This window comes from Bowmanella pacifica, from assembly GCF_014645355.1.
GTDB lineage: Bacteria > Pseudomonadota > Gammaproteobacteria > Enterobacterales > Alteromonadaceae > Bowmanella > Bowmanella pacifica.
Window position 1 is genome coordinate 145349 of record NZ_BMLS01000001.1, and the last position, 23961, is coordinate 169309.

Genomic DNA, 23961 nt, shown 5'->3' on the forward strand with positions numbered 1-23961 from the left:
GTCGTTAGAAATAAGTATTTCGAATAGACAAATCTTTGCTCAATACAAACTTAAAAGGGGCGAGAATCGCCCCTTTAGTTTAATAAAATCAAAAGATTAGAACCGAATAGATGCACTAAGCTGCATAGACCGCTGACCTTGTAGCGCCGTGGCCACACCAAAGTCATCATTGGGAATCCCCACACTATCCACTTCGGTGAGGAACTGGTCGGTGCGTGTGACTACCTGGGTATTAAAGACGTTAAACACATCCAGCGACACCCTGGTATCCATTCCGGCAATTTCTGTCTTGTACGACAGTCGGGCATCAAGGGACACCAGCCAATCTGTGCGACCATAGGAACCACGAGGAATAGCGTTATAAACGCGACTGGCACTGTCATCCCCATCGCAGTTTTCTACACATATCCAGTTCATATAGTAATGTTCATCCTCTGTGTAGGGATTCCCTACGCCTCTGACATTGAGCGGTCGGCCGGAGGACATATTCAACGAAGACGAAATAGTCCACTGATCGGTCAAGGCATAAGCACCGCGCAGCTTCAACTGATGGCGTACATCGTTAGGCAGATTACCGTAGCCACCCACCAAGTACATGGGGTCATCACCGTATTCCAGCCAGCCGGCTACATTGTTGGTAGTGTCACTGTTTACCCCACCTTCGTAGTTGCCCCAGCTATGCGCCCAGGTATAAGAGCCATAGAATGACCACAGATCATCCCACTGTTTCTCCAATACCAACTCCATGGCACCGTATTTTCTGAAAGGAACCGGGCTGCCAATATCCTGATCGGTTTTATTTTGCGCATGGCCTGCCTGGATCTGCTCTTTACCCAGATCCACTTCCACCGTTTGCATCTGACCATTACATTCAAGCTGCAGACTGATCACTTTTCCGGGATTACCAATTAACCAGGTGCCGGGTGAATCACAATCCCCCCAGTCGCGGTAGACCTTCATATCTTCCACCGCATTTTCAAACTTACGGTAGATCAAGCGGCCTCCCAGACGCCAGTCCTGATTCAGCATGGTTTCCATACCCAGAATCACTTCGTCCTGAAAACTCGCTTCTATATCGTTGTCGATACGATAACTTTGGTCTTCTGCCGCCTCTACTGCGCCAAACTGAATGGCTTCACCAATAATAGGACCAAGATTCGGTGTCAGGTTGGTCTGGCCGGTTGAAATAACATTTTCGGTAAAGCCTCCTTGCCATACACCGTCAACCAGCAAACCACCTTCCATATAGTAGTAGTTGGATACATCCACCGTACCACCACCCTCGCGTGCCACCAATGAGTTAGGCAGCGGATAGTAGTAACGCCCTAGATTAGCGAATACCTTGGTCTCACCGTCACCGCTCACATCCCAGGCAAAACCTGCCCGCGGCGAGAGCATCCCATCCACTTTCATAAAGCCGGTTCCACCGGCACCAGTGGTATCGAACTCATCATAACGGGCGCCCAGCGTCAGAGTAATGGTGTCAGTCACCGACCAGATATCTTCCACATAAAAAGCCGAGGTTTCGGTTTCGTAATTACCGAAGGTTTTACGGGTGCGTGCCCTGACATAATAGTCATACTCATCACTCAGGGTTTCACCATTAAGCGAGCCCCCAGGTATCACATCACGAATTTCATAGCGGGTTGCTTCAGTACCGGGATAAGCCCTGTCCATATTGGTGATACGGGTTTCATAGTCCATACCAAAACGCAGTAAATGTGCGTCGCTGACATTCCATTCAAAATCCAGCCGCATGGACTCACGTTTGTTAATCCTGTCATCGGTCATATATAAAGACGTACAGCCCAAATCAAAAATGGGTCCCAGCTTGGTGTAATCCATCACCCGGTTGCACTCCAGCGCAGTTGTGGCATTACTGCGATACTGACGCTCAAGCTCTCCGTACATGGCCTTCATCACAAAATCTTCGCTGAAATGGCCTGTATAAGTGGCTATGTAGTTTTTACCCCCACTGCTACTTAAGGTGGTGGAATCTAACACGCCATTTTTAATGATATCCGTCGTGCCGTCAGACTCATCAGAGAAGGCAATCAATTCAAGCAGGTGATCGTCGGTAATGTACCAATCCAGCTTACCGCCCCAAAAACCCGAGTCATCCTCGTACTTACTTAAATGCGTATCTGTGCTGTTCCAGGTGTCGCTCTGAACTAAACGCGGCTCATATAAAGCAAAGAAGAATAGCTTATCTTCGATAATCGGCCCCGCGGCATACACCGAAGCCGTCAGGCTGTCTCGGCTGTCATTCTCGCGGTTCACCACCTTACGGCCCAGCTTGTCGTAGGTATTCTTGCCATCGCCACGCAGTGCATCAGGTGAGTAATAAACATCTGCACCAAATTCAAACTGGTTGGTACCGGATTTAACCACCGCGTTGACTACCCCACCCGTGGTCCGACCAAACTCTGCCGAATAGCCACCGGTCTTAATCTGAAAATCCTTGTAGAACGAGAATGGGACACTGGAATAACTGGTGGGCAATTCCGGATCGGTCACGTTCAGACCGTTAATAAACACCGCATTCTCCGCCCCGGATGCACCGCCAAACGACAAGCCACCATGACGGCCACCTCCGGCTGTACCCGGCGCCAACAGCGCGACCGAATTGATACTACGGGCCACCGGCAATCGCTCCAGTTCCAGAGCTGAAATATTTAGTGCCGATTCGGTTGATGTGGTGTCAATCATGGCAATACGCGCGCCCGATACCGAAATCACTTCCACGTTGCCACTGGTCATGGTCAGTTCCAAGGTAGTGGCATTGCCAATTCCCACCGAAACATTATCCAACTTCAGTGTTTCATACCCATTCTTCTGAACAGTAATCTCATAGCTGCCGATGGGCAGTCGCGGAAAACGAAAGCGCCCGTCGGCTTTCACTGTCACCGAGCGCTTAATACCTGTTGCCTTATCAACAATAGTGACCTGGGCATCTTGCAGATGTTCAGCCATCTCATTGCTCACAGTACCGTGAATGGCACCGTCATTGTTCGCCGCCACAGCCATACCGGCATACTGCATCAGGCCAACGCCCAACATACCGGATACCGCCAGGCTAAGAACCGTGCGTTTCAATTCCTTATTCAACATGTTACCCCCTTGATTTTATTGTTTTTTATAACGAGCTTGTGCTGTCACCGACATCACCGCTCTTGGATAAAATATCACCAAAGGTAAACTTGTAAATAATTTATTATTATTTTTGTATTGATATGAAATAATATTCCTTGATAATCATGATGCATATTAATTAAACAACTTCAGGAGGCCCATTGCAGAGCATGTCGTTTACCCTCATTGAATCCGTACCCGGCTTTATAACCCTAATCCTGGCGAGCGCCGGCCTATTGGCCCTACTGGAAGAAAAAGTCGGACGCCGCTTTTTCTCCCTCGTACCTGCGGTGGTGGTGCTGTACTTTGTTATTCTCTGCGCCGCCACGCTATCTGTCTGGCAAGCCAGTCCAGCCATTGACCAGGCATATAAAGCCACCAAAAGCAGTTTATTACCGGCGATGATTTTTTTAATGATGGTACAAGCTGACCTGCGCATTATTGCCAAGTTAGGTCCCAGGCTATTACTGACCTTCCTGGCCGCCTCTACCTCTATCGTTGTGGCGATTATTCTGGTCTACACCCTGACCAAAACCTGGCTGCCCGAACAAAGCTGGCAAACCTTCGCTGCCCTGGCCGGCAGTTGGCTGGGAGGCACAGGTAACATGGTGGCTGTACAAGGGATCTTCAGTATTAATGAAGACGCTATGGGCTATGCCTTATTAGTGGACTCCATCGACTACGCCGTATGGGTCTTTATTCTGTTGGCCCTGACCCCTCATGCAGCCAAATTTAACCGTTGGAGTGGCGCGGACAGCGAACGCCTTTCACAGGTTGCCGCCCAGTTAGACGAACAACAGGTTGGTCACGCCACTGGCGCCTCTTTGTTGTTTTGGCTTGGCTGTGCAGCGCTAGTGTCTACCGGCGCTATCAGTCTGGGGCAAATGCTTCCCAGCAATATGTTCTTTAACAGCACGGCTTGGCAGGTTGTGATAGCCACCGGCCTTGGCCTTATCGCGGCACAAACCCCCTTGAAACGTCTGGGCGGTGACAGAGAGTTATCCAAACTTATGCTCTTTATGCTGATAGCCCTGATTGCGTCACGAGGCAGTATTGCCAATATCGGTCAGGCTCCCGTGTTTATTCTTGCCGGGCTGCTTATTCTGCTGCTGCATGCCTTGGTCATGCTGGCACTGGCTAAACTGTTTAAGCTGGATCTCTTTACCTGTGGTGTGGCCTCATTGGCTAACATAGGTGGTGTGGCCTCAGCCCCCATTCTTGCGGCGTCCTACTCACGCAGCCTGATCCCCGTTGGTATACTAATGGCGTTGCTAGGCTATATAGTCGGTACAGCAGGAGGCATTCTGGTCGGTAACCTGTTGCCGGCCCTCTAATACAGGAAATGGAAAAAACTATGATTAAGTTGAACTCAATATTGCTGCTTGTTGGTTTGGCCGTTGGCATTAGCCTCCCCCATGCCCAGGCGGATACCGATGTTATTGGTATTCAACCTAAGCACCTACACGCCGATTACTGGCAGAACAAACAGGAAGCAGCCGAACGTCTCTTACTTAGCGAGACGCAAATTAGCACGCTCAATCAACGTACCTTCAAGCAACAGGAAGAGCTCCAGAATCTCTCTGAGTTACCCGCCGCGCTCAGTGCTGATGCCCTGAAAGCCGCAATTAACCAGATTAGCTCAGTACCAGGCAGCGATAGATTTTATGCCGATGGCACAAAACTCAGCCAAGAAGACTATCAGCGCTATCTGGATAACCTCAATGTAGCGGCGGTTAAGGCAAATAACCCAATTCGTTATGCTATGGTCACCGAGCGCACCAATATGCGCCGCTTCCCGTCAGCCGAAAAAACCTATAACCAGGGCATGGATCTGGATATTGACCGCTTTATCGAAACCGGACTGTTTCCCGGCGATGCACTGGCAATTTTTCATGAAAGTAAAGATGGTCAATGGTATCTGGCCAGGGCCTATCATTATCTGGCATGGCTGCCAAAATCTGCGGTCGCTTTAGGTAGCAAAGCGGAGGTATTGGATTATGGGCAGCAAACTCCCTTTGTGGTCGTAACAGCCGCCAAGGTGTTCACCAACTACAATCCACAAGAGCCCCAGTTGTCTGAAAAGCAGTTGGATATGGGCGTACGGATGCCACTTCTGGATAATCAGGCCGTCAAACATTACCTCTATGGGCAAAATCCTTATGCCAGCTATGTTGTGAAATTGCCTTACCGTGAAGACAACGGTGCGCTGTCGTTCAAACCAGCGCTTATCAGCCGCAATCAGGAGCTGCATCAAGGCTACCTGCCCTTCAACAAGGCTAATCTTATTCAGCAAGGCTTTAAGTTTTTGGGTGAGCGTTATGGCTGGGGACATGACTACAATGCCAGAGACTGCACCGGTTTTGTCTCTGAAATTTATCGCAGCTTCGGCATTCTGATGCCCCGCAACTCAGGGGAACAAGGCTATGGTAGCTATGGGCAGAACACGCGTTTTAACGCGGACAGCTCAGAGCAAGACAAGCTGGCAGCCCTGAAAAAACTGCAAGTGGGCGATCTTATTTATATTCCAGGTCATGTTGTGATGTATCTGGGGGAAGAGCAAGGTCAGCCATACGTTATTCATGATGTGCATGGTATGTCTTATACCGATGCACAGGGTAATTATTATCAAGGTGGTTTAAATGGCGTGTCAGTGACTCCGCTACTGCCTTTGCGCCTGTCTGAATCCACCAGTTACCTGGATCGGATTTACTCAATCAAGTCTGTTCGTTAAGGGTCTTATATGAAAATCACCGATATTAAATTTGCCATGCTAAGGGTACCACTTAAGACCCCGTTTAAAACGGCCTTGAGAACCGTCGAAAAGGTGGAAGATGTTATCGTTATTGTGGAAACCGATACCGGTCATGTTGGCTATGGTGAAGCCCCCGCTACGGCGGTGATCACCGGCGATACTCACGGCTCTATCATCGAAGCCATTAAGACCATGATCAAGCCAAAGTTGATCGGCGAAGACATTGAAGACCTCAATCGTATCACCCATCTTATTCAAGGCAGTATTGTTAAAAATTACAGCGCCAAGGCCGCGGTGGAAATCGCTGTCTACGACTTATTCGCGCAGCGCTATAACACCCCTCTATACAAAATTCTGGGCGGCGGTGAACCGACCATCAGTACCGACATTACCATCAGCGTTGACTACATAGATAAAATGGTCAAAGACAGCATTGATGCAGTTAACCGTGGCTTTGAAACCCTGAAGATCAAGGTGGGTAAAGACATTGGTGTGGACATCGAGCGGGTCAAAGCCATTTACGCTGCAGTGGAAGGCAAAGCCTTGCTGCGCTTGGATGCCAATCAGGGCTGGACCGCCAAAGAAGCGGTGTATGCCTTAACCAAGCTTGAAGATGCAGGGGTAAGGCTTGAACTGGTTGAGCAGCCAGTAAAAGGCTACGATCTGGAAGGCATGAAGTACATCACCGAACGGGTTCATACGCCGGTTATGGCGGACGAAAGCACCTTTGGCCCCAAGGAAGTGATTGATCTAATTAAGATGCGCGCCGCCGACATTATAAATATCAAGCTGATGAAGACCGGTGGTATCTCTAATGCCATACGCATTGCTGATATCGCTGAAACCTTCGATGTGCAGTGCATGATAGGTTGCATGTTAGAAACCAGCATCAGTGTGGCAGCAGCAGCGCACCTGGCTGTCGCTAAGTCTCATGTGATCACTAAAGTCGATCTGGATGGCCCATCACTCTGTGCCTTTGATCCGGTCGTGGGTAATGTGAAGTTTAATGGTGCTGAAATCAGCATTGAGAATACCCCGGGATTGGGTATCAAAGAAATCAAAGGACTGGAGATGTTAGGCTAGTAGCCAATAGTTGCCTGCCTTAGGGCAGGCAACCTATCATTGCACAGGAAAACCGAAATACGTATCAGGATAAGGCTGATCAGACAGCGAATAATGCCACCATTCCATGGCGTAGTTAGCAAATCCCTGGGCTTCCATCAGGCTACGCAAGGTATATCGATTCTCTCGCTGTAACTCACTAATCTCAGGATGTTCGGTATTTGACAAAGGATCGAACATATCAAACGCCGAGCCCATATCTAATTCTTGCCATGCGCCCTGCGCATCCTGTTGCATCAGCGTCAGATCAACCGTGGCACCTCGGCTATGTCCAGAGCGCTCGGCGATATATTCCCCCACCAGCTTATCCTTAGCCAAATTAGGATAGTACTCGGCTTTAGTGGCAGTATCAGACAAATCCTGCGCCCAGCGCATAAAATGCGCCACCGCTTGTGTTGGCCGGTAGCAATCAAACACCTTGAGTTTGTAGCCCTGCTCGGCCGCTTGCTGTGCTACCTTGACCAGCGCTTTGGCTGCCTTTCCTTGCAAGATGCACTTGGGTGCCAAATACCCTTCAACCGGCGAACCAACAAAGTTATGGTTACCGTAATAACGGATATCATATACCGCATCCGGCAGTAGTACCGTCATATCGGCAAAGTCTTCGGGCATTGACTGGGCAGTCGCCCAGCCTGATGCCATTAGCGCTGTTAGCAGGATCTTTCTTTTCATAGTCCAATCCAAAACAATCCGGCCATTAAGTAGGCCGCCAGGGTTAATGCACCACAGAACAAGGCATAAGGGATCTGCGTACGTACGTGTTCAAGTAAATCACAACCTGAGGCAATACTACTCACGGCCGTGGTATCAGAAATCGGTGAACAATGGTCACCAAATACCCCGCCGCCCAAAATGGCAGCAAGCACTAACTCCGGTGGCAATCCCAGGTTCAGCACCATGGGCATACCAATAGGAATGAGAATGGCAAAGGTACCCCAGGAAGTACCAGTAGTGAACGAGATCAAACCACCAGCCAGGAACAATAAAGCGGGAACCAAGAACAATGGCAGAGACTCAGCCACAATACCGGCAATAAAGTCGCCGGTTCCCAGTTGCTTCAGGCTGCTACCTAAGGCCAGCGACAGCAAAACAATGCACACCAGGGGCAGCAACTCACCCATCCCCTTAAAACCAATATCCACCAGGTCTTTATGCTTAAAGCGACCCGATTGCAGCATCAAACCATAAGCGACCATACAAGCCAGTGTGGTGGCGTAAAGCACAGACTTAGAGCCATCGCCCTGCGTAATCACACCATCGCCGGTCCAATACATAAAGCCCAACATGCCCAGCACCATCGTCAGCAGCGGCACGATCATAAAGCGCGCTTTGGTGGCCTCAAAATCAATTTCACTGTGCGCCTGGTTTTGATTGAGCTGTCGCTCCGACTCTTTCATCGGCCCAAACACTTTGCCGGTCAGGATGGTAAACAGCACCACGACCAGAGTAAGCCAAGCGTAAAAATTCAACGGGATGGTACCAATCAGGATAGATACCGCGGTCTGCTCGGTAGGGTAATTACCAAGCAGTCCCAGTACATAGGCTCCCCATCCATTTAATAGGATCAGGATACAAATGGGGGCGCTGGTACTGTCGATGATATACGCCAGCCGGGCCCGGCTCATCTTAAAGCGGTCAAACAAGCCTCGGGACAGGATACCCGCGGTAAGCACACTGAGGTTAGACTCGATAAATACCACCACGCCGGAGAAGAAAGACAACAGTCCAACCTGACGCTGACTCTTGGCAACCCCTTTGTTGATAAGCTTCTCTACCATGGCGGTCACGCCACCTGAGTAACGCATGTAGGCTAACAGCGCCCCTACCATCAGGGAAAATATCAAAATCCGGGTGTTGCCGGCGGAACTGAAAACCGCCACCACACGCTCGAGAGTTTGGAAAGGCCCCATCATACCGGCCTGAAGCAGACCACTGCCCGATGACGCCAACAGCAATAACTCTGAACAAAACAACGAAACGATCAAGGCCAGAATGACCTCTTTACGCCAGAACACCACAATGATGGCAAGCGCGGGGGGAACAATGGTTAACCAATCAGACAAATGAACACCTTTCTTTATTATCGGTCCTTAGCAGGACGCTTTGTTTACAGAGGTTAATGGATTTTATATTCCATACAAAGTAACCAATTACAATACTTTATTCCATGTTATCTTTCATCTGTCTGAGATCCACGTTCAACGACGGTTAATCAGCTGCTGGGCTTAATATCATCCAGGCGGTACTTATCTATCAGAGAATACAAAGTAGGCCTGGTGATACCCAGCAATTCCGCCGTTTTAGACATATTTTGCTCTGCCAGATGCCAGGCCTGTCTGATAGCCCGGCTCTCCGCCTCTTCCCGCACTTCACGCAAATTAATGTTCTGCATGGTGCTGGCTTCACCTGTAATCAATCCCAGATCATCGGCCTGAATCAGATTACCTTCAGCTAAAATGACTGCGGATTTAAGCTTATTCTGTAACTCACGAATGTTGCCTGGCCAGCGATGTTGCATCATGGCTTCAATGGCGGCTTCACTGAAGCCTTTCACCTTAGAGCCGTACTCATCTTTGTAGGCACCGAGGAAGGTGCGGGCAAGCAGTACCACATCACTGCCCCGCTCTCTTAACGGCGGAATACGAATAGTGATTTCGCTGACCCGGTAGAACAAGTCTTCACGAAAAGTCTGTTCAGCCACCATGGACGATAAATCACGGTGCGTGGCACACACCACACGAATATCCACGGGAATTTCCTGACGCCCGCCAACCCGCTCAATAATGCGTTCCTGTAAAAAGCGTAGCATTTTGGCTTGCAGCCCAATGGGCATATCGCCTATTTCGTCGAGGAACAAGGTACCGCCCTGGGCGGTTTCTATTTTGCCAGGCGTGGTTTTATTGGCCCCGGTAAAGGCGCCTTTTTCGTAACCGAACAGTTCACTCTCAAGCAGGTTTTCCGGAATCGACGCACAGTTAATCGCCACAAATGGCTTATTGCGTCTGGCACTGAGATCATGGATAGAACGGGCAAACACTTCCTTACCCGTGCCACTTTCTCCTAACAGCAAGGTACTGACATCGGTCTGAGCAATTTTTTCGGCTCTGCGACTGGCCTGCTGAATAGCATCACTGCTACCGATAATTCTGCCCATGGCCGGCTGCGATTGCACCAGCTGACGGTTCTCCTGCTCCAAATCAAACAGGGTCATGGCACGACTAACCAGAATGCGGATAGTGTCAGAATCTATGGGCTTTTGATAAAAATCATAAGCGCCTAATTGCACGGCTTTGAGGGCATTTTCTTTGTCGTTATTCCCCGTCACCACAATCACTTTGGTTTGCGGTGCCAGGTTCAGAATTTCGGCCAAGGCTTCCAACCCTTCCGAGGCATTGGCAGGATCAGGAGGCAGTCCTAAGTCCAAGGTCACCACTTTAGGCTCAAAACGCCTTAATTGGGCAATGGCGGATTGCCTGTCATCGGCAAAAACTACTTCATAGTCGCTGAAACTCCATTTCAGTTGTTTTTGTATTCCCAGGTCGTCATCAACAACTAGCAGTGTTTCCATGTATTTTTTTATCCTCTACGCATCATTAGCGGCAGTAACAGGGAGAAACAGACTGAATCGACTGCCTTCCCCGACTTGGCTGGCAACCTCTATACGCCCGCCGATTTTTTCTATGTAATTTTTTGCATCATAAGCGCCAATGCCCATACCGGCATTGCCCTTTGTGGTATCGAAGGGCTTAAACAAACGCGTCGCAATAAATTCTGGCGACATCCCACAGCCTGTATCGGTAATTTCCACTAGCGCGCCCATCTCGCTTTTACTTATGCTTAGCTCTACAGAACCATTATCAGCCGTGGCTTGCTGAGCGTTGCTGACAAGGTGGTACAAGACATTACTAAACTTTTCCTCGTCTAAAACTAATTCCAACTCATCACACTGAACTAATTTAGGTTTAGGCAACAACCCCTGACAGCGTTCCTGAATTACTTTAGTCACAAGACTCCCTAGATTAAGGGGGCGAGTGCTGCTGGGCAAGGCTTCTTTTTTCTCAGTAAGCTGTCTGAGCATTTTTTCCATTCGGCTTTTGGTATGTGCCAGAGTTTCAAATGTATCTTCGATAAATTCAGGGTTATTTTTATGTTGCTGCGCATTACATAGAATCAAATCAATCTGCGCCAGTACATTTTTCAAATCATGCAAAACAAAGGCTGACATGCGATTAAAGGCTGCAAACTGCGCATTTTCGGCAACTTCTTTGGCGGCCTCATAATGAAACAGATAATTCGCCACTTGGGCAATCACCGCATTTAAATAATCACGCAACTCCCAATCCAGGCGGATTTTTTGTTCGGAGGTAGCATACAACAGTGCCACTCCCCACAACTCTTCATCCCGATAAAATGGCAGCACCAACTGAAAGCGACATTGGTTGAGGATCGCATGATTAACCTTAAGTCCCTCGTAAACAAAGGGACGATAACGCAGCTCTTCAATATCAATTAACCAGTGTTTTTGCTGTAAAAACACCTTCAACTGCTCCAGCACCTCTTTTTCAATAGCGGTTAGAGGGGGATGCTCAATACAACTCACGAGTTGTTGATTCTCGCCACTGAATTTCAGCAGCATACCTGATGGATAATTGATGGCAGCCATCAAACTACTTAGTCCATTATCAAATACCTGTTGTAAGTTATTCTCGCTACCACTTAAGGATTGGGACACTTTCAACCATTCTTCACGGTAATCATATTGGTTGGCAAAAAAGTGTTTTGTAATAAAAACCTTTATTCGGGCTCTGAGCGTATTGGACAAGAATAACGCCAGTAGCAGGGTTAAAGATAAAAACAGCAGCACCAACTGCACCACACCGCTCCAGTCTCCGCCCACATAACGAATGGCATAGCCGGCAATGGCCATCACAAACAAATAACCGCCAGCCAGCAGTAGCAGGGAGCTGTGCAATACCACATCGCGGGAAATAAAAATCTCTATTCCCCAATGCTTAATACGGCGAATCGCAATCACCAGCGCAGGTAACAGTAGCGCATAAATGTAACCACGGGCCGTCCAAAACATAGGATCGATACTGCTAACCATGGTAGCGTCAGCAAACATGACAAAATCAAATAAGCTGGTCGCTCCTAAGTACAATACCAAAGGTTTGTAGTGCCAGCGCTCAGAGCCAGCCTGACGATAAAGGGTTTCCAATAAAATCAGCATTACCAGCGGGATCACAGTTTGAATCAAAAGCAGCCATTTAAATGGCAATAAGCCCGCGCCACCAAGCACTAAGAATATTAATGGCAAACTGATACTGAAAAGCGTCACGGGTTGTGCCAACAAGCCGCGTAAACGAAGCGAATCCCGCTTCAAGACAGAAGAAATAAACATAAGCCATATTAACGACTTAGCACCTTCTGAGAACAGCAACCAACTGGTGCCTGTTAGCCCTTTCGCTACACTGATATGGGCGACGGACCAGAGTAAATTGGTAACCACTGCGATAAGCAGAAGACGCTTGGGCAAACCGGGGCGTCGAACTGTCAGCAACAGCAGGAAAAGCAACAGATTACCTGCCAGGCCCAGGCCATATCCTATGACGTCAAGCAACGTATATCCCCTTTGAATGATGACAAACTAAACCAGTATACAGTGACTGGGATGTCAGGCAGCCGTCTCTTGCTGATCGCGTCCGGAAATTCTCATCCAGGCTTTGCGGGCGAGATGGGGTGCCAGTAAATACAGCGGCATGCGCAACCAGTGTCCACGCAGATACAATACAAAATGCGCCATTTTTATTCTACGAGATACGGCCATGCTAGAGGCATTTACCAATACCTTAGGGAAAGCCCAATCCATAGCCTGAAGCGTAAAGCTTGCTGGCGCCCAGCGCTGACTCTGTTGCAAAACCGCTTCGGGTATTGGGGTATCAAGAATAAGTTGGGAGTATCTGAGCGCATAAAAACAAAGGCGGCCGACACCGAGTTGTTCGGCACGAAATAATAGCATTTCCCACTTATCGTTATCGGCACATAGGCGAAACAACAAGTCTAAATCAGACAGATCCCTGAGCCCTTTTTCAAACTCGCTTTCCATCAATAAATGGCAAAAAGAATGAATAATACGATCACATAAGGCCAGCACCAGATGCCCTTGAAAGTCCTCCAATTGCAACTCTTTTGCATCAAACGCATATCGGCAGGTAACGGGGAGCAGGCTATGGTGAACATCCAGCGCCATACCACGTTCGCGATGGGTCATGGGCGGTAATTCATGCATCCAACGCCGATAGTAGGAGCGGTCATAAGCGGTCATTTTCCCCTGACGCCAACCATGCAACCCCAATGCATGTTCAGCACTGTCCAGCTCAGGCCGGCTGATAAAAATATCGACATCAGAGAACACCCGTCCCTCTGCGACCTCATCATGCGCCAGGTCATAAGCTACACCTTTCAGAAATACCGGTCTGATGCCAACCATTTTCAGTGCGCGCTCAATATGCTCCACTTCAATGCGAATATCTCTGCGATGTGCCTGACTTACCACATCCGCAGATTGAAAGTGCCACAGCAAGGCAGTTGGGATATGCTGCAACAACTGCCGCTTAGTGAATATATGGAAAAATCTGGCCAGCAACCCGGTTTGGTAACATTCGGATAGAAAGGTCTGCCACTGCGCATCACTAAAGGCTTTAGCCTGCTCAGGAGTTTTCAGCGCTTTAACAATAAGTCTTTCAGACATCCCGCATTAACCCGTCCAATGCATCTACCGCCGCATTCAAATCGCCATCATACTCAAAGCGATAGCAATGCGCCTGGTCTAAATGTCTGGCTATGGCTTTAAAGCCTCGCTCCGCTAGTATTGGGTAATTGAATGACTGATTGGCTAACTGGAGAAATGCCTCACCCTTACTCAGATCTTGCAGGGTTCCTCCCTCGCTGTCGGCTTTGAATCTCGGGAAAATCACCAAACCTGGTAGCGCCTCCTTATCCCAACTTGCCAGACTGATTTGAGGAGCTTGTAGTAAAGCCACGGAACCTTTCTGGGTATCCTCTACGGTTCTGCTCATATTCAATCCGGATGGAAGCCCCGCAACTATCTTGATCGCTTTGTTCTTCAGACTGATTGGTCTGGGATTTGGCAGAATATGTCCAGAATCACAGTCAAGAATGGTTAATTCGTCCGACAGCAAACGAAAACCACCAATACTGACCAACGCCGCGCAAAGGGTGCTTTTTCCTGCCCCAGGCTGGCCTGGTAATATCAGTGCCTTGCCATACTTTTCCACAACGGCGGCATGTATAACCAATGCCTGCTGGAAGTGATTGCTGACACACCAATTTAATCCCCATTCCATTAGCGGTAGAGATTGATCTTGTGGCAGGGGTTGGAAGGGTAAATAGCCGTTGAAGCTGAAATTTACCTGAGGTTTGAATAAACGGCGATAACCACCAGATGGCGCTAGCTCAATATCAAAGTCAACAAAGCCCTCTTCGCATACTTCAGCGCCAGCATAGATTTGCAGAAGATCAGACGCGACATTTTCTATTGAACTTCGGACACGGGAAACAAAACGTCCAGTGCGAAAACAAACGCCTGTAGCCTTAAGTTTTCCATGCAACTCGGCGAGGGAATAGTTTGATAAGATCATATTGACTGCACCAGCAAGCCAGCGCTGAGCAGTCTATCGATTAACTGCAAAAATTCATCATCAGTGCCTGCAAATTGTTCGCGAAGAACACGGGAGGAAAATGGCACAGAGTCGCTTTGCTGGATAAAGTCATATAGCACTTTGGCTTTGGAAGGGAACAGCAAAGTCTGCTTGTACTGACCGACATACACCACCCAGTGGGGTGGTGTATGGTATTCGGTCAGTTGTATATCTGCTGCTTGAAGGGACCGCAATTTAACTACTTAACAAAGTACGGCAGGCTAAAGCTTAGAGTCCGTTCTGCCATTGTTGACTACCACCACCGTCAGCAATACTGACAAAGAAAGAGTTATAATCTTCATCCGTCATGGTATCTGAACGACCAAGCAGTATGCCATTACGTTCCAACTGAAATACTGTGTTAGTACTCGCCTGAAGCGTGGCGGCAGACATATTGGCAATTTCATACAGCAAATAGGAACCGATAATATCTTCCATATTGGGATAAGTCAGCATCCAAGGGTCAGGGTTTGAACCTGCCCCACCATTCGCCAGAAAAGCGGCATTTAGGAACGCCGCTGCAGCGTGCTGAGTTATTGAGTTAGTTTTGGTTTTGCCCCACAACTCCTGGCCCAACGTCGAGGATAACGCGCTGGTATAAGCCATTGTCGTACCTTCAGGTACGCCATTAACCATCTTGCGAATATATGTGTTAGACAGCCTGGCCGTAGTAAAGATAGACCTAAACATAGAATTAGGCGTCTCACCAGTGGCATTCCAGGCCCACTCATCGATTTGGCCATTTTGTCTCAACCAGTTGCCGGGACTCCAGCCGTTACATGTAGCGCCATCATGGACAGTAAGCGATGTACCCAATTGCACTGACATAAAGCCCGAAATGGTGCATCCAGCAGCCACGGCTGGGCGATTAGCCAATAGCAATAACGCCGGTGCAGCAGCACCCGCTTTCTTTAACCATTTGCGCCGACTAAGGCCCTGGCCTTGTGAATTTTTAGCCACTTCGAGAGAGTCAACTGCTTTATATTCGTCACTCATGTCCTAATTCCTAACAAATAGATCAGCGCTGAAGATCAGATACTGAAAGATAACTAAATATAATTACGCAAAAATCACACCAACTTTCAACCATTTGTTTTTAAAGGTTTTTACAAAACAACAAAAACTATATGTAAAAAAAGCGGACAACCAGTATCAACTAAAGCTCAGCCAATAAGGCGTTTAAATATTTTACGGGTATAGAGTAGGAAATGCCACTTGGTGATGAAAGCGCAGCCTCCTTACTTTCTTTCACAAACACTTTATTAATCAAGGCAACGACTTCACCCGAGTTCATGTCATATACTGGACTGCCGCTATTGCCAGGATACGCTGTGGCATCCATTTGATACACCATAAAGGGCTCTTTGAGCCTTTTCATCATCTGTATACTTAACTGCTGAGCATTGACACTGGGGATCACAACCGGAGTTAAGGCTGCGATCATGCCTTTGTGTGTCGCAGGATAAAGGCCCAATACCGCACCGATGGGAAACCCCGTAAAAGCCACATCCCGCCCGTCAGGAAGGTAAGCATCTTTAGCTAAGGTTAACGGTGGTACTCTATCCTTAATCTTCAAGATGGCCAAATCGTGACCCGGGTCGGTCTTAACTATCTCAGCCGGGCTAACTTTGGGTGACTCTCCCACACCGATGAAGACCACACGTCGCTGGTAAGCCTCTGGATCCAGGGCTTTCTCTACCACATGAAAATTTGTCACTATCAGTGTGCCGTCTCCGACAGCAAAACCGGTTCCCTGCAGAACATTTCTCGGTGACCCTAAAGGGTCGCTAACACCAATGCCAACCACTGATGGCTTAATCTTGGCGACCACAGTTTCAAATGCTGATTCAGCTAGCGCAACGGGTAGTTGAATCAGCATCAAAAAAATAAATAGCGTCCGTTTCATCCTTGTCCTACCTATGCCGGTTGATACTATTAAGCCTAACACTGATCGGCTATTTCGTTAAGACAACAGAGTAAGTTTGCTAAAATAAAACTAACGTGCCAAAACCTAAAAAGAGAAAGCAGTAATAACTGCCATACTTTTTTGACCTAAAGCAGAAAAATTTTAAATAAATCACATTCTTAAACTATTTGAGGTGATAAACTTATTTTTTAATAGGTAGTGTGACATGCAATGCAACTTCGCATGTTTTGGTCAGGCCTCTGCTGAGAGGAGCCAAAGGAAGCCAACAGGCGCTAAAATACTTCTGGAAACTAGGAATGAAACTGATACAGCGTGCGACAAACCTTCCCGTCATCGGCAGTTTGGCAAAGAAGGTACAGAAAATTCTTGCCGACAGACATGCCAAAAGCATTGCCTCTCATTTTTCGTACTATCTGAGGCCATGTTTTGCAGAAACTGAAGCTCTTAAAAATGAGAGCTTCAAAATCAGACACGGCGTGTACTGTGATGAACTGAAGTTTGAAGAACCACGACAGTCCGGTTTAGAAACTGACGAATTCGATGACCACGCTTATCACTGTCTGATTCAACATAAGTCCAGAGGTACTTATGCTGGAACCGTACGCGTCATCTATTCATCCAGTGAAGACCAGATACTACCTATAGAAAAATACTGCCAATCCGCCATAGGCAACGAGCACCTCCAGCCCAGCCGCTTTGAACGTCAGCGTATAGCAGAAATATCCCGACTCGCCGTACCAGCGGAATTCAGAAGACGTTCGGTTGATAAACACCAGGGAGCTGCTACCGGTGCAATCAACATGGATATCTATTCTGAACAGGAACTACGATGCTTTCCCTTTATTGCGGTAGGGCTCTATCTATCCGCTACCTCGCTGGTACTGCAAAAAGGTATTGATCATTGCTTTGTGATGATGGAACCAAGACTCGCCAGAAGTTTGAGATTTGTCGGCATTCCCTTTGAGCAAATTGGGCCTGTGGTTGATTATCACGGCAAACGAGCTCCTTACCATGTTAATCCCAATCGCATACCAGAAACGTTAAGCCCAGGTTTTAAAAAGCTGCTCTCAAGCATCAATAGCGAGATGCTTAAACAGCTTTGAACCTGATTCAAATACTGCACAGACTCAGCCAGTAGGAAAAAGAGAGGACAATTTATGTTTAACTATAAAGAAGCATTTTCCCGAAATATCGGCTGGGTAACGCAAGAAGAACAAGAAAGATTAAAAAATTGTCGCGTTGCTGTGGGCGGCTTGGGCGGTGTAGGCGGCGATCACAGCATAGTATGCGCGAGGATGGGTATAGGCCATTTTCATATTTCTGATTTAGACGACTATGACCTGGCCAACTTTAATCGCCAGGCTGGCGCTTCGATGGCCACTATCGGCAAGCCAAAATCAGAGGTTATGGAAAATACCCTCAGAGGTATAAACCCAGAAGCTGAGGTGAAAAACTTTAGCGAAGGGGTCAATGACGATAATCTGGAAGCCTTTCTGGACGGTGTAGATGTCTACATCGACAGCCTGGATATCTTCGCCTTGGATATCAGACGAAAGGTCTTCCAACGCTGTTATGAAAAAGGCATTCCCTGCATAACGGCAGCCCCTATGGGCATGGGAACTGCGATGTTGGTATTTATGCCAGGGCAAATGAGCTTTGAAGAATACTTTTGCATGCAGGACCCTAAACCAACAGATACTGACGAGCAAAAACAAAGAATATTTGAAGACAATATTATGCGCTTTGTTATCGGGGTATCGCCCTCAGTACAGCAGCGTCATTATCTGGTCGAGCGAAGCTCAGTAAACTTTTTCAAGAAAAAAGTCCCCTCTACCTGTATGGGAATTTCGTTGGCGGCGGGAGTTTTGTGTACCAATGTGCTAAAGCTTTTGCTAAATCGAGGGGAAGTGATTTGTGCCCCTCACGGCCTGCATTTTGATGCCTATCGCAACAAACTGATCAAAACCTGGCGCCCCGGGGGCAACAAAAATCCTTTGCAGAAAATAATGTTCTGGCGTCTGAAGAAGTTATTGGAACAAGCCTGAGGCTCATAAAAAAATCCGATGACAATGGTCATCGGATTTTTATGTTTATTTTCCTCGAAGGGAAGAAAGAACGATACTAAGCTTTGCGGTTACGCCCAAGCCCTGCCAGTACCAAAAGCCCCAGCGCCATCACAGCCAGTGCGGAAGGCTCAGGAACCGCAAAGGACACAGAACCATCGTGCTGACCAGTTAACGTCCAGGTGCCATCACCATTATCCACTGAAGTCACTTGCGATGGGTCGGTATTAAAGTCTACGCTGGCCATAATCTCTATAAATGCGTCTAGGTGATCGCCAAAGCTGCCTGTCGCAAAATTAAACACATCCCCAGCAACAACAGTATTCACCATGTCTCCTCCCACAGAGGTTACTTCACCCGTCAGCCTTGGACCGCCACTACTTTGCTGTGTACCAGTAACGCTTATAGTGAACAGTTCGGTAAAGTTGGTGCCCACCATGGTGGCATCATAGTAATAGAATGTGATATTACCTGAAGTGAAATTGGTCGTTAAACCAGCACCCAGGGTACCAAACAATTCAAACTGGAAGGTGATCCCCCAATCTCCATAACCGTTTTCACTCGGGCTGGTTGGATCAATAATGGATTGAGAAGGGTTAAAGCCCGTGATCTGATTAAGACTTACTGACGGCACGTTTCCATCAATAAAGCCGCCGGTTGTTGTAATAGCGTCACCGGCATCAGGCCCATTCAGATCGGCATCGGTGACTAATGTAGAAGACTGATACACATAGGTCATTTCATCAAGCCAGCCAGTAGTATTGTTACCATCGGCCTGGGCAAAACCGTTATCGCCAAAGTCAGCCCCAACATCAATGTAAAATTGGTCTGCCAATGCAGAAGGAGCCGCCACAGCAAAGAGAAGACCGGCACCTATAATTTTTGCTTTGAAATCCATAAGATTCTCCAATGTAAACGCGATTGTTCAAACACAACTGCCGATACATCAACTGCTGCAGCTATTCCAATTCAATCAAGCATGATTCAGGCCAAAAATTAACATGTTGTTTTTAATAAATTTACACAGAGGCGCTGCCGTACAATGTAAAAAAAACAGACAATAAAAATTGTCTGTTTTAATCAAAGCCCTCTTCATTAGTGGTGTATTAGTTAGCGAGCACTTGCTCATACCTCTGCCGATACTGGGGTTTATGCGGCGCCATTTCGGCGGCCATTTTCAACTTTTCGATAGCTTCGGCACGCTTCCCCTGCTTAAGCAATATAGAACCATAGGTATCCAGTATCACAGGGCTCTTAGGCGCCTGACGCAGAGCCATTGCCACATATTTCTCAGCAAGCGCAGGATCGCCTTGCTCATTTAACAACCAGGCCAAGTTATTCAGCGCCATGATATTTTCAGGATTGTCTTCCACCACGATCTCATAATGTTTGATCGCCTTGTCTGGTTCAGCCTCCATATATCGTTCAGCTAACCGCAGGCGCGTTCCCGCATCCAGAGGAAACTGCTTAAGGTGCTCCTCTAAGAACGCTAATGAAGCATTTTGCTCATCGTTATTTCGATACGCATTGGCAATAATGACCGCCATATTTGCGTTTGGACTTTCGGAGTACGATGCCTTGAGTAATGGAATTGCCTTATCAAACTGACCATCAGCATACTGTAAGCGCCCCGCCAAACCGAGAGCAAACGGCAAGCTTTTCACTTCATCAGGCAGAGCATTGAGCAGCTTCTTCGCTTCCTCTGCATCTTGGTTTAGTAACAGATAATGCGCTTTCATCAAACCTAACTCTGAATTGTTAGGATTCTTCCCTAAAGCATCATCAATCTTAGTTAATGCCTGCTCGAAGCGCTTTTCCATATCGTGTAATACAACTTCCCCAAGCCAAGCCTGAATGTTGTTAGGCTCGTTAACTTGCCATTTAGAGTAAAGCTCGAGCGCTTTTTCGGCTTCGTTTAATGTGAGGTAACTCTTAATTTGGATACGCCAAAACAGCGATGGAAAATTTTCCGAGGGATTCACTTTACTCAGTAAATCCACCACTTCGCCTGGGCGCTTATCCATTGACAGCGCACGCGCATAATTCAACCTGTAATAAATGTCATCGGGATGGCGCTCGAACGCTTCCTTCATTAAAGGCATCGCCTTTGATGTGTCGCCATGTTGGTGTTCCAGGACAAAATATTTGAATAAGCCAGCGATGTAATCAGGATTACCCAATGCAGACTTACGTGTCAGCGCTATGGCTTCATCTTGCCGGTTATCTTTTAGGGCTTTATCAGCAAAATAGTTCAACGCAAAGGCACTATTGGGCGAAACTGTCAGCGCTTCAGCAAACTTAGCATCCGCTTCAGCCACTTTCCCTGAACGCAAATAAACCAATGCAGCGTAGTTGTAACCATCTACATTCTGAGGCTCAGAGGCTATCCAATCATTAGCTAATTCCATCGCCTTGTCGTAATCACCTGCATCCAGATAACTTCTCGCTAACGCCCACTTGGCCTGAGACATATCTGCGCCCGAGGCCAAGGCTTGCTCAAGATCAACCACACCAGATAAGTCATTCAGTGACAGCTTTAACACCCCTATTCTGGCCAGTTGCATAGGATCATCGGTGTCGATGCCCTCGACTCGAGATAGCAGCTCGTTCGCCTGCTTGGTCATCCCTTTTTCAATCAGTTCAAAGCTGGCCTGAGTAAATAGTCCCACATCTTCGGCGGTAAGGTAATCCAATTGATTGAGTGTATTGAAGGCATCTGCATCATATCCAAGCCGCAACTGTATCTCAGCATACAACTTGCGCGCAGCATCATTCGAAGGAAAGGTATTCTGGATAATGCTCAGATGCTTGTGCGCTTGCTCCAGGTTATCTAGCTTGTAAGACGCGATGCCAGCGAGAAGACGAGCAACCGACGAGGTTGAGCCATAGTTGATGGCTTTTTCCATCGCCTCTTTAGTCCCTTCAAAATCGCCTTGATTAAAACGAACCACGCCTCTTAATTGGTTTAAATAGGGGTTATTGGCAGAAACCTTCAATAACCTGTCTATATACGGCTCAGCTTCATCAAATTTCCCGTCTTTAACCAATAAATCGGCCATAATAAACTTGGCTTGGTTATCCTCTGGAACCATATCGATATAAGTAGACAAGCTATCCACAGCAGCATCATACTTTTTGCTAATACCAGCCAGTTGCGCTCTAAGTAGATAGGCATCCGAAAACTCTGGGTACTTGGCAATCAGTTGATCGACCAATTGAATTGCTTCATCAACCTTACGATTATTCATGGCCATATGCGCCAAACCATACAGACTGTACGCTGATTCGGATGACAGTTCATTAGCCCTGGTAATAGTGCTGCTCGCTTCTGAAAATTTGTCTGTTCTGAACAGAGATAGCGCCTTATAAACCAACAAGGTAGTTTCAACGTCAGCATCTAACTCGGGGGCTTCATCTACAAGGTTTAATAACTCGGTATCCTTATGTTGCATATACAGTGCCTTCACATACAAAGGCAAAACCTCAGATGAAAGCTCGCCAAATTCATAAGCAACCCTCAGCTCTTTCTCTGCAGCGCTAGCGATTCCCCTTTCCAGATAGACCTTACCCAGTAGATAGCGAGCATTAACATCTTGCGGAGCGACAGAAATGGCGTTCTTTAATGCAATAATTGCCGCTTCCTGATCGCCAGACTCAAGTAATTTCTCGGCTTCCAACTGATATTGCTCAGCGCTTTTCTGACCACAGGCTGCCAGCGATAACGCTGCAATCAATGCAACACTTATAACATTTAACTTCATTTCCAATCTCCGATATTGGTACGCATCGCACCCCTTCCTATAAAAGTAAGGTACATTTAATTCCAAGACTTACAAAACGGCTCTTATATTACAAGCCCACAACGCCATCTAGTCCATTAGCTTAATGGGGGACAACGAGAAAAACCAACACGAAAAATCTCCCCTTTTACATCTCTGCGACTTAAGTACTAGCAATAGTTCATAACATCAGGTTCAGAGAAACAACAAGAATTGTCATCACATTTAGATTGGTTAATTTCGGATGTAGAACCTGCAATCTCGAAAAATCACAATCTAAGCTTAGTATTATCTTCTATTTTTCAGGCAAAAAAAAACCGAGCCATATTAGCTCGGTTTTTAAAAATTAGCAGGCTACATTAAGCTTTACGACGACGACCTAAGCCAGCCAAACCTAACAAACCCAGACCAACAACGGCCAGTGATGAAGGCTCTGGCACAGCGAAGGATACTGAGCCATCGTGCTGACCAGTCAGATTCCAAGTGCCGTCACCGTTGTCCTGAGCAGTGATTTGTGAGGGGTCAGTATTGAAGTCAACACTGCTCGCAATATCTACCAACTCATCAAAGTTACCTTGTGAGAAATTAAATACATCACCCACTGCAACACCGTTGATTGAACCAGCGCCAAAAGAAGTAATGGTACCAGTCAAGCGAGGACCACCTACACTCTGCTGAGTGCTGCTGATATCAATTGTAAACAACTCGATAAACTGAGCTGTAGTTGGTGTAGTGGCATCATAATAATAGAAAGTGATGTCACCTGAGGTGAAATTAGTTGTCAAACCAGTACCCAAAGTACCAAACAGTTCAAACTGGAAAGTAATACCCCAGCTACCGTAACCGTTCTTGCTTGGGCTAGATGGATCAATAACGCTTTGAGATGGGTTAAAACCAGTAATCTGGTTCAAACTAACGGATGAAATATCACCATCAGTAAAACCACCGGTAGTAACAATTGAATCACCTGCATCAGGACCGTTCAGGTCAGCATCAGTCACAACAGTATTAGACTGATATACGTAGGTCATTTCGTTCAACCAACCAGTCGTGTTGTTGCCAGCGGCTTGAGCGAAACCGTTATCGCCGTAGTCAGCACCAACATCAATATAAAACTGATCAGCCATAGCAACTGGAGCACTAGCAATAAGAAGAAGCCCCATGGTCAAAGATTTAACATTCATGATTTACTCCCATAAATCGAATCATGGCAACAACGCCTGCCATGAATAAGCACGCTCCGTGCCAAAAATACAAAACATTGAAAATAAAGAGATTTTTAGCATTTCGGCAACTAAGAATTCAGATGATGTAAAAATAGCTGACAAAGTTTTTAACTTTAGAATGTCATGAGAAGTCGGATGAATTTTGTTCACGGCGTGAAAAACGTAAACATCTAGATCAGGTCGAGTATGCCCGGAAATGAAATTTAGCAACCTGATACTAAGCGTCGTTGCCAAAATAC

The 23961-nt window shown here is 47.2% G+C and carries 18 protein-coding genes; 5 read left to right on the top strand and 13 right to left on the bottom strand.

Annotated features, from left to right (window positions below; all coding sequences use genetic code 11):
- Window positions 1–96 precede the first annotated feature (96 nt).
- The gene (locus tag IEX02_RS00645; RefSeq protein ID WP_188688765.1) at window positions 97–3111 is read right to left on the bottom strand and encodes a TonB-dependent receptor; all 3015 of its coding nucleotides are present in this window, start codon (window positions 3109–3111) and stop codon (window positions 97–99) included.
- Between the two features lie 191 nt (window positions 3112–3302).
- Between IEX02_RS00645 and IEX02_RS00650 the strand changes: the two genes are divergently transcribed.
- From IEX02_RS00650 to IEX02_RS00660, 3 genes are read left to right on the top strand one after another with little or no spacing between them, the layout of a single operon-like run.
- On the top strand, window positions 3303–4466 hold the full coding sequence (locus IEX02_RS00650; RefSeq protein ID WP_188688768.1) for a DUF819 family protein: 1164 nt from the start codon (window positions 3303–3305) through the stop codon (window positions 4464–4466).
- Between the two features lie 20 nt (window positions 4467–4486).
- Window positions 4487–5863, top strand: coding sequence for an NlpC/P60 family protein (locus tag IEX02_RS00655; RefSeq protein WP_188688771.1), 1377 nt, complete (start codon window positions 4487–4489; stop codon window positions 5861–5863).
- A gap of 9 nt (window positions 5864–5872) precedes the next feature.
- Window positions 5873–6967: a dipeptide epimerase gene (locus IEX02_RS00660; protein WP_188688773.1), complete on the top strand. Its 1095-nt coding sequence runs from the start codon at window positions 5873–5875 to the stop codon at window positions 6965–6967.
- A 36-nt stretch (window positions 6968–7003) separates the two neighbouring features.
- On the opposite strand, the gene IEX02_RS00665 is transcribed toward IEX02_RS00660, so the two are convergent.
- The 9 genes from IEX02_RS00665 to IEX02_RS00705 all read right to left on the bottom strand — a co-directional run bounded on the left by IEX02_RS00665 (window position 7004) and on the right by IEX02_RS00705 (window position 16633).
- Window positions 7004–7678, bottom strand: coding sequence for a M15 family metallopeptidase (locus tag IEX02_RS00665; protein WP_188688776.1), 675 nt, complete (start codon window positions 7676–7678; stop codon window positions 7004–7006).
- Window positions 7675–9069, bottom strand: coding sequence for a Na+/H+ antiporter NhaC family protein (locus tag IEX02_RS00670; RefSeq protein ID WP_188688779.1), 1395 nt, complete (start codon window positions 9067–9069; stop codon window positions 7675–7677). The genes IEX02_RS00665 and IEX02_RS00670 overlap by 4 nt, the downstream gene beginning before the upstream one ends.
- A gap of 149 nt (window positions 9070–9218) precedes the next feature.
- A complete protein-coding gene (prsR, locus tag IEX02_RS00675; protein ID WP_188688782.1) occupies window positions 9219–10574 on the bottom strand; it encodes a PEP-CTERM-box response regulator transcription factor in 1356 nt (451 codons plus the stop codon).
- Between the two features lie 15 nt (window positions 10575–10589).
- On the bottom strand, window positions 10590–12626 hold the full coding sequence (prsK, locus tag IEX02_RS00680; protein WP_188688784.1) for an XrtA/PEP-CTERM system histidine kinase PrsK: 2037 nt from the start codon (window positions 12624–12626) through the stop codon (window positions 10590–10592).
- Between the two features lie 54 nt (window positions 12627–12680).
- The gene (locus IEX02_RS00685; RefSeq protein ID WP_188688787.1) at window positions 12681–13757 is read right to left on the bottom strand and encodes a nucleotidyltransferase family protein; all 1077 of its coding nucleotides are present in this window, start codon (window positions 13755–13757) and stop codon (window positions 12681–12683) included.
- Window positions 13750–14667, bottom strand: a complete 918-nt coding sequence (locus IEX02_RS00690) for an HprK-related kinase A (RefSeq protein WP_188688790.1) — start codon at window positions 14665–14667, stop codon at window positions 13750–13752. The genes IEX02_RS00685 and IEX02_RS00690 overlap by 8 nt, the downstream gene beginning before the upstream one ends.
- The gene (locus IEX02_RS00695; RefSeq protein ID WP_188688793.1) at window positions 14664–14921 is read right to left on the bottom strand and encodes a hypothetical protein; all 258 of its coding nucleotides are present in this window, start codon (window positions 14919–14921) and stop codon (window positions 14664–14666) included. Before IEX02_RS00695 ends, IEX02_RS00690 begins: the two co-directional genes overlap by 4 nt.
- Before the next feature lie 34 nt (window positions 14922–14955).
- Window positions 14956–15723 carry a hypothetical protein gene (locus tag IEX02_RS00700; protein ID WP_188688797.1) on the bottom strand — a complete coding sequence of 256 codons (768 nt, stop codon included), beginning with the start codon at window positions 15721–15723 and terminating at the stop codon, window positions 14956–14958.
- 160 nt (window positions 15724–15883) lie between these two features.
- A complete protein-coding gene (locus tag IEX02_RS00705; protein ID WP_188688800.1) occupies window positions 15884–16633 on the bottom strand; it encodes a S1 family peptidase in 750 nt (249 codons plus the stop codon).
- Window positions 16634–16950: 317 nt separating this feature from the next.
- On the opposite strand from IEX02_RS00705, the gene IEX02_RS00710 reads away from it, so the two are divergent.
- Window positions 16951–17757 carry a PEP-CTERM/exosortase system-associated acyltransferase gene (locus tag IEX02_RS00710; RefSeq protein ID WP_188688802.1) on the top strand — a complete coding sequence of 269 codons (807 nt, stop codon included), beginning with the start codon at window positions 16951–16953 and terminating at the stop codon, window positions 17755–17757.
- A gap of 54 nt (window positions 17758–17811) precedes the next feature.
- Window positions 17812–18699: a ThiF family adenylyltransferase gene (locus tag IEX02_RS00715; protein ID WP_188688805.1), complete on the top strand. Its 888-nt coding sequence runs from the start codon at window positions 17812–17814 to the stop codon at window positions 18697–18699.
- A 76-nt stretch (window positions 18700–18775) separates the two neighbouring features.
- On the opposite strand, the gene IEX02_RS00720 is transcribed toward IEX02_RS00715, so the two are convergent.
- From IEX02_RS00720 to IEX02_RS00730, 3 genes are all read right to left on the bottom strand, one after another.
- Window positions 18776–19615: a PEP-CTERM sorting domain-containing protein gene (locus tag IEX02_RS00720; RefSeq protein WP_188688808.1), complete on the bottom strand. Its 840-nt coding sequence runs from the start codon at window positions 19613–19615 to the stop codon at window positions 18776–18778.
- A gap of 208 nt (window positions 19616–19823) precedes the next feature.
- Window positions 19824–22478 (bottom strand): XrtA/PEP-CTERM system TPR-repeat protein PrsT, encoded by a 2655-nt coding sequence (gene prsT / locus IEX02_RS00725; RefSeq protein ID WP_188688811.1) that lies wholly within the window; start codon window positions 22476–22478, stop codon window positions 19824–19826.
- A 377-nt stretch (window positions 22479–22855) separates the two neighbouring features.
- On the bottom strand, window positions 22856–23680 hold the full coding sequence (locus IEX02_RS00730) for a PEP-CTERM sorting domain-containing protein (RefSeq protein WP_188688814.1): 825 nt from the start codon (window positions 23678–23680) through the stop codon (window positions 22856–22858).
- Between the last annotated feature and the right edge of the window lie 281 nt (window positions 23681–23961).

Coding starts and splice junctions, on each gene's coding strand:
- IEX02_RS00645 (WP_188688765.1), bottom strand. CDS start 3,111: ATGTTGAATAAGGAATTGAAACGCACGGTTCTTAGCCTGGCGGTATCC.
- IEX02_RS00650 (WP_188688768.1), top strand. CDS start 3,303: ATGTCGTTTACCCTCATTGAATCCGTACCCGGCTTTATAACCCTAATC.
- IEX02_RS00655 (WP_188688771.1), top strand. CDS start 4,487: ATGATTAAGTTGAACTCAATATTGCTGCTTGTTGGTTTGGCCGTTGGC.
- IEX02_RS00660 (WP_188688773.1), top strand. CDS start 5,873: ATGAAAATCACCGATATTAAATTTGCCATGCTAAGGGTACCACTTAAG.
- IEX02_RS00665 (WP_188688776.1), bottom strand. CDS start 7,678: ATGAAAAGAAAGATCCTGCTAACAGCGCTAATGGCATCAGGCTGGGCG.
- prsR (WP_188688782.1), bottom strand. CDS start 10,574: ATGGAAACACTGCTAGTTGTTGATGACGACCTGGGAATACAAAAACAA.
- IEX02_RS00685 (WP_188688787.1), bottom strand. CDS start 13,757: ATGTCTGAAAGACTTATTGTTAAAGCGCTGAAAACTCCTGAGCAGGCT.
- IEX02_RS00690 (WP_188688790.1), bottom strand. CDS start 14,667: ATGATCTTATCAAACTATTCCCTCGCCGAGTTGCATGGAAAACTTAAG.
- IEX02_RS00700 (WP_188688797.1), bottom strand. CDS start 15,723: ATGAGTGACGAATATAAAGCAGTTGACTCTCTCGAAGTGGCTAAAAAT.
- IEX02_RS00705 (WP_188688800.1), bottom strand. CDS start 16,633: ATGAAACGGACGCTATTTATTTTTTTGATGCTGATTCAACTACCCGTT.
- IEX02_RS00710 (WP_188688802.1), top strand. CDS start 16,951: ATGAAACTGATACAGCGTGCGACAAACCTTCCCGTCATCGGCAGTTTG.
- IEX02_RS00715 (WP_188688805.1), top strand. CDS start 17,812: ATGTTTAACTATAAAGAAGCATTTTCCCGAAATATCGGCTGGGTAACG.
- IEX02_RS00720 (WP_188688808.1), bottom strand. CDS start 19,615: ATGGATTTCAAAGCAAAAATTATAGGTGCCGGTCTTCTCTTTGCTGTG.
- prsT (WP_188688811.1), bottom strand. CDS start 22,478: ATGAAGTTAAATGTTATAAGTGTTGCATTGATTGCAGCGTTATCGCTG.
- IEX02_RS00730 (WP_188688814.1), bottom strand. CDS start 23,680: ATGAATGTTAAATCTTTGACCATGGGGCTTCTTCTTATTGCTAGTGCT.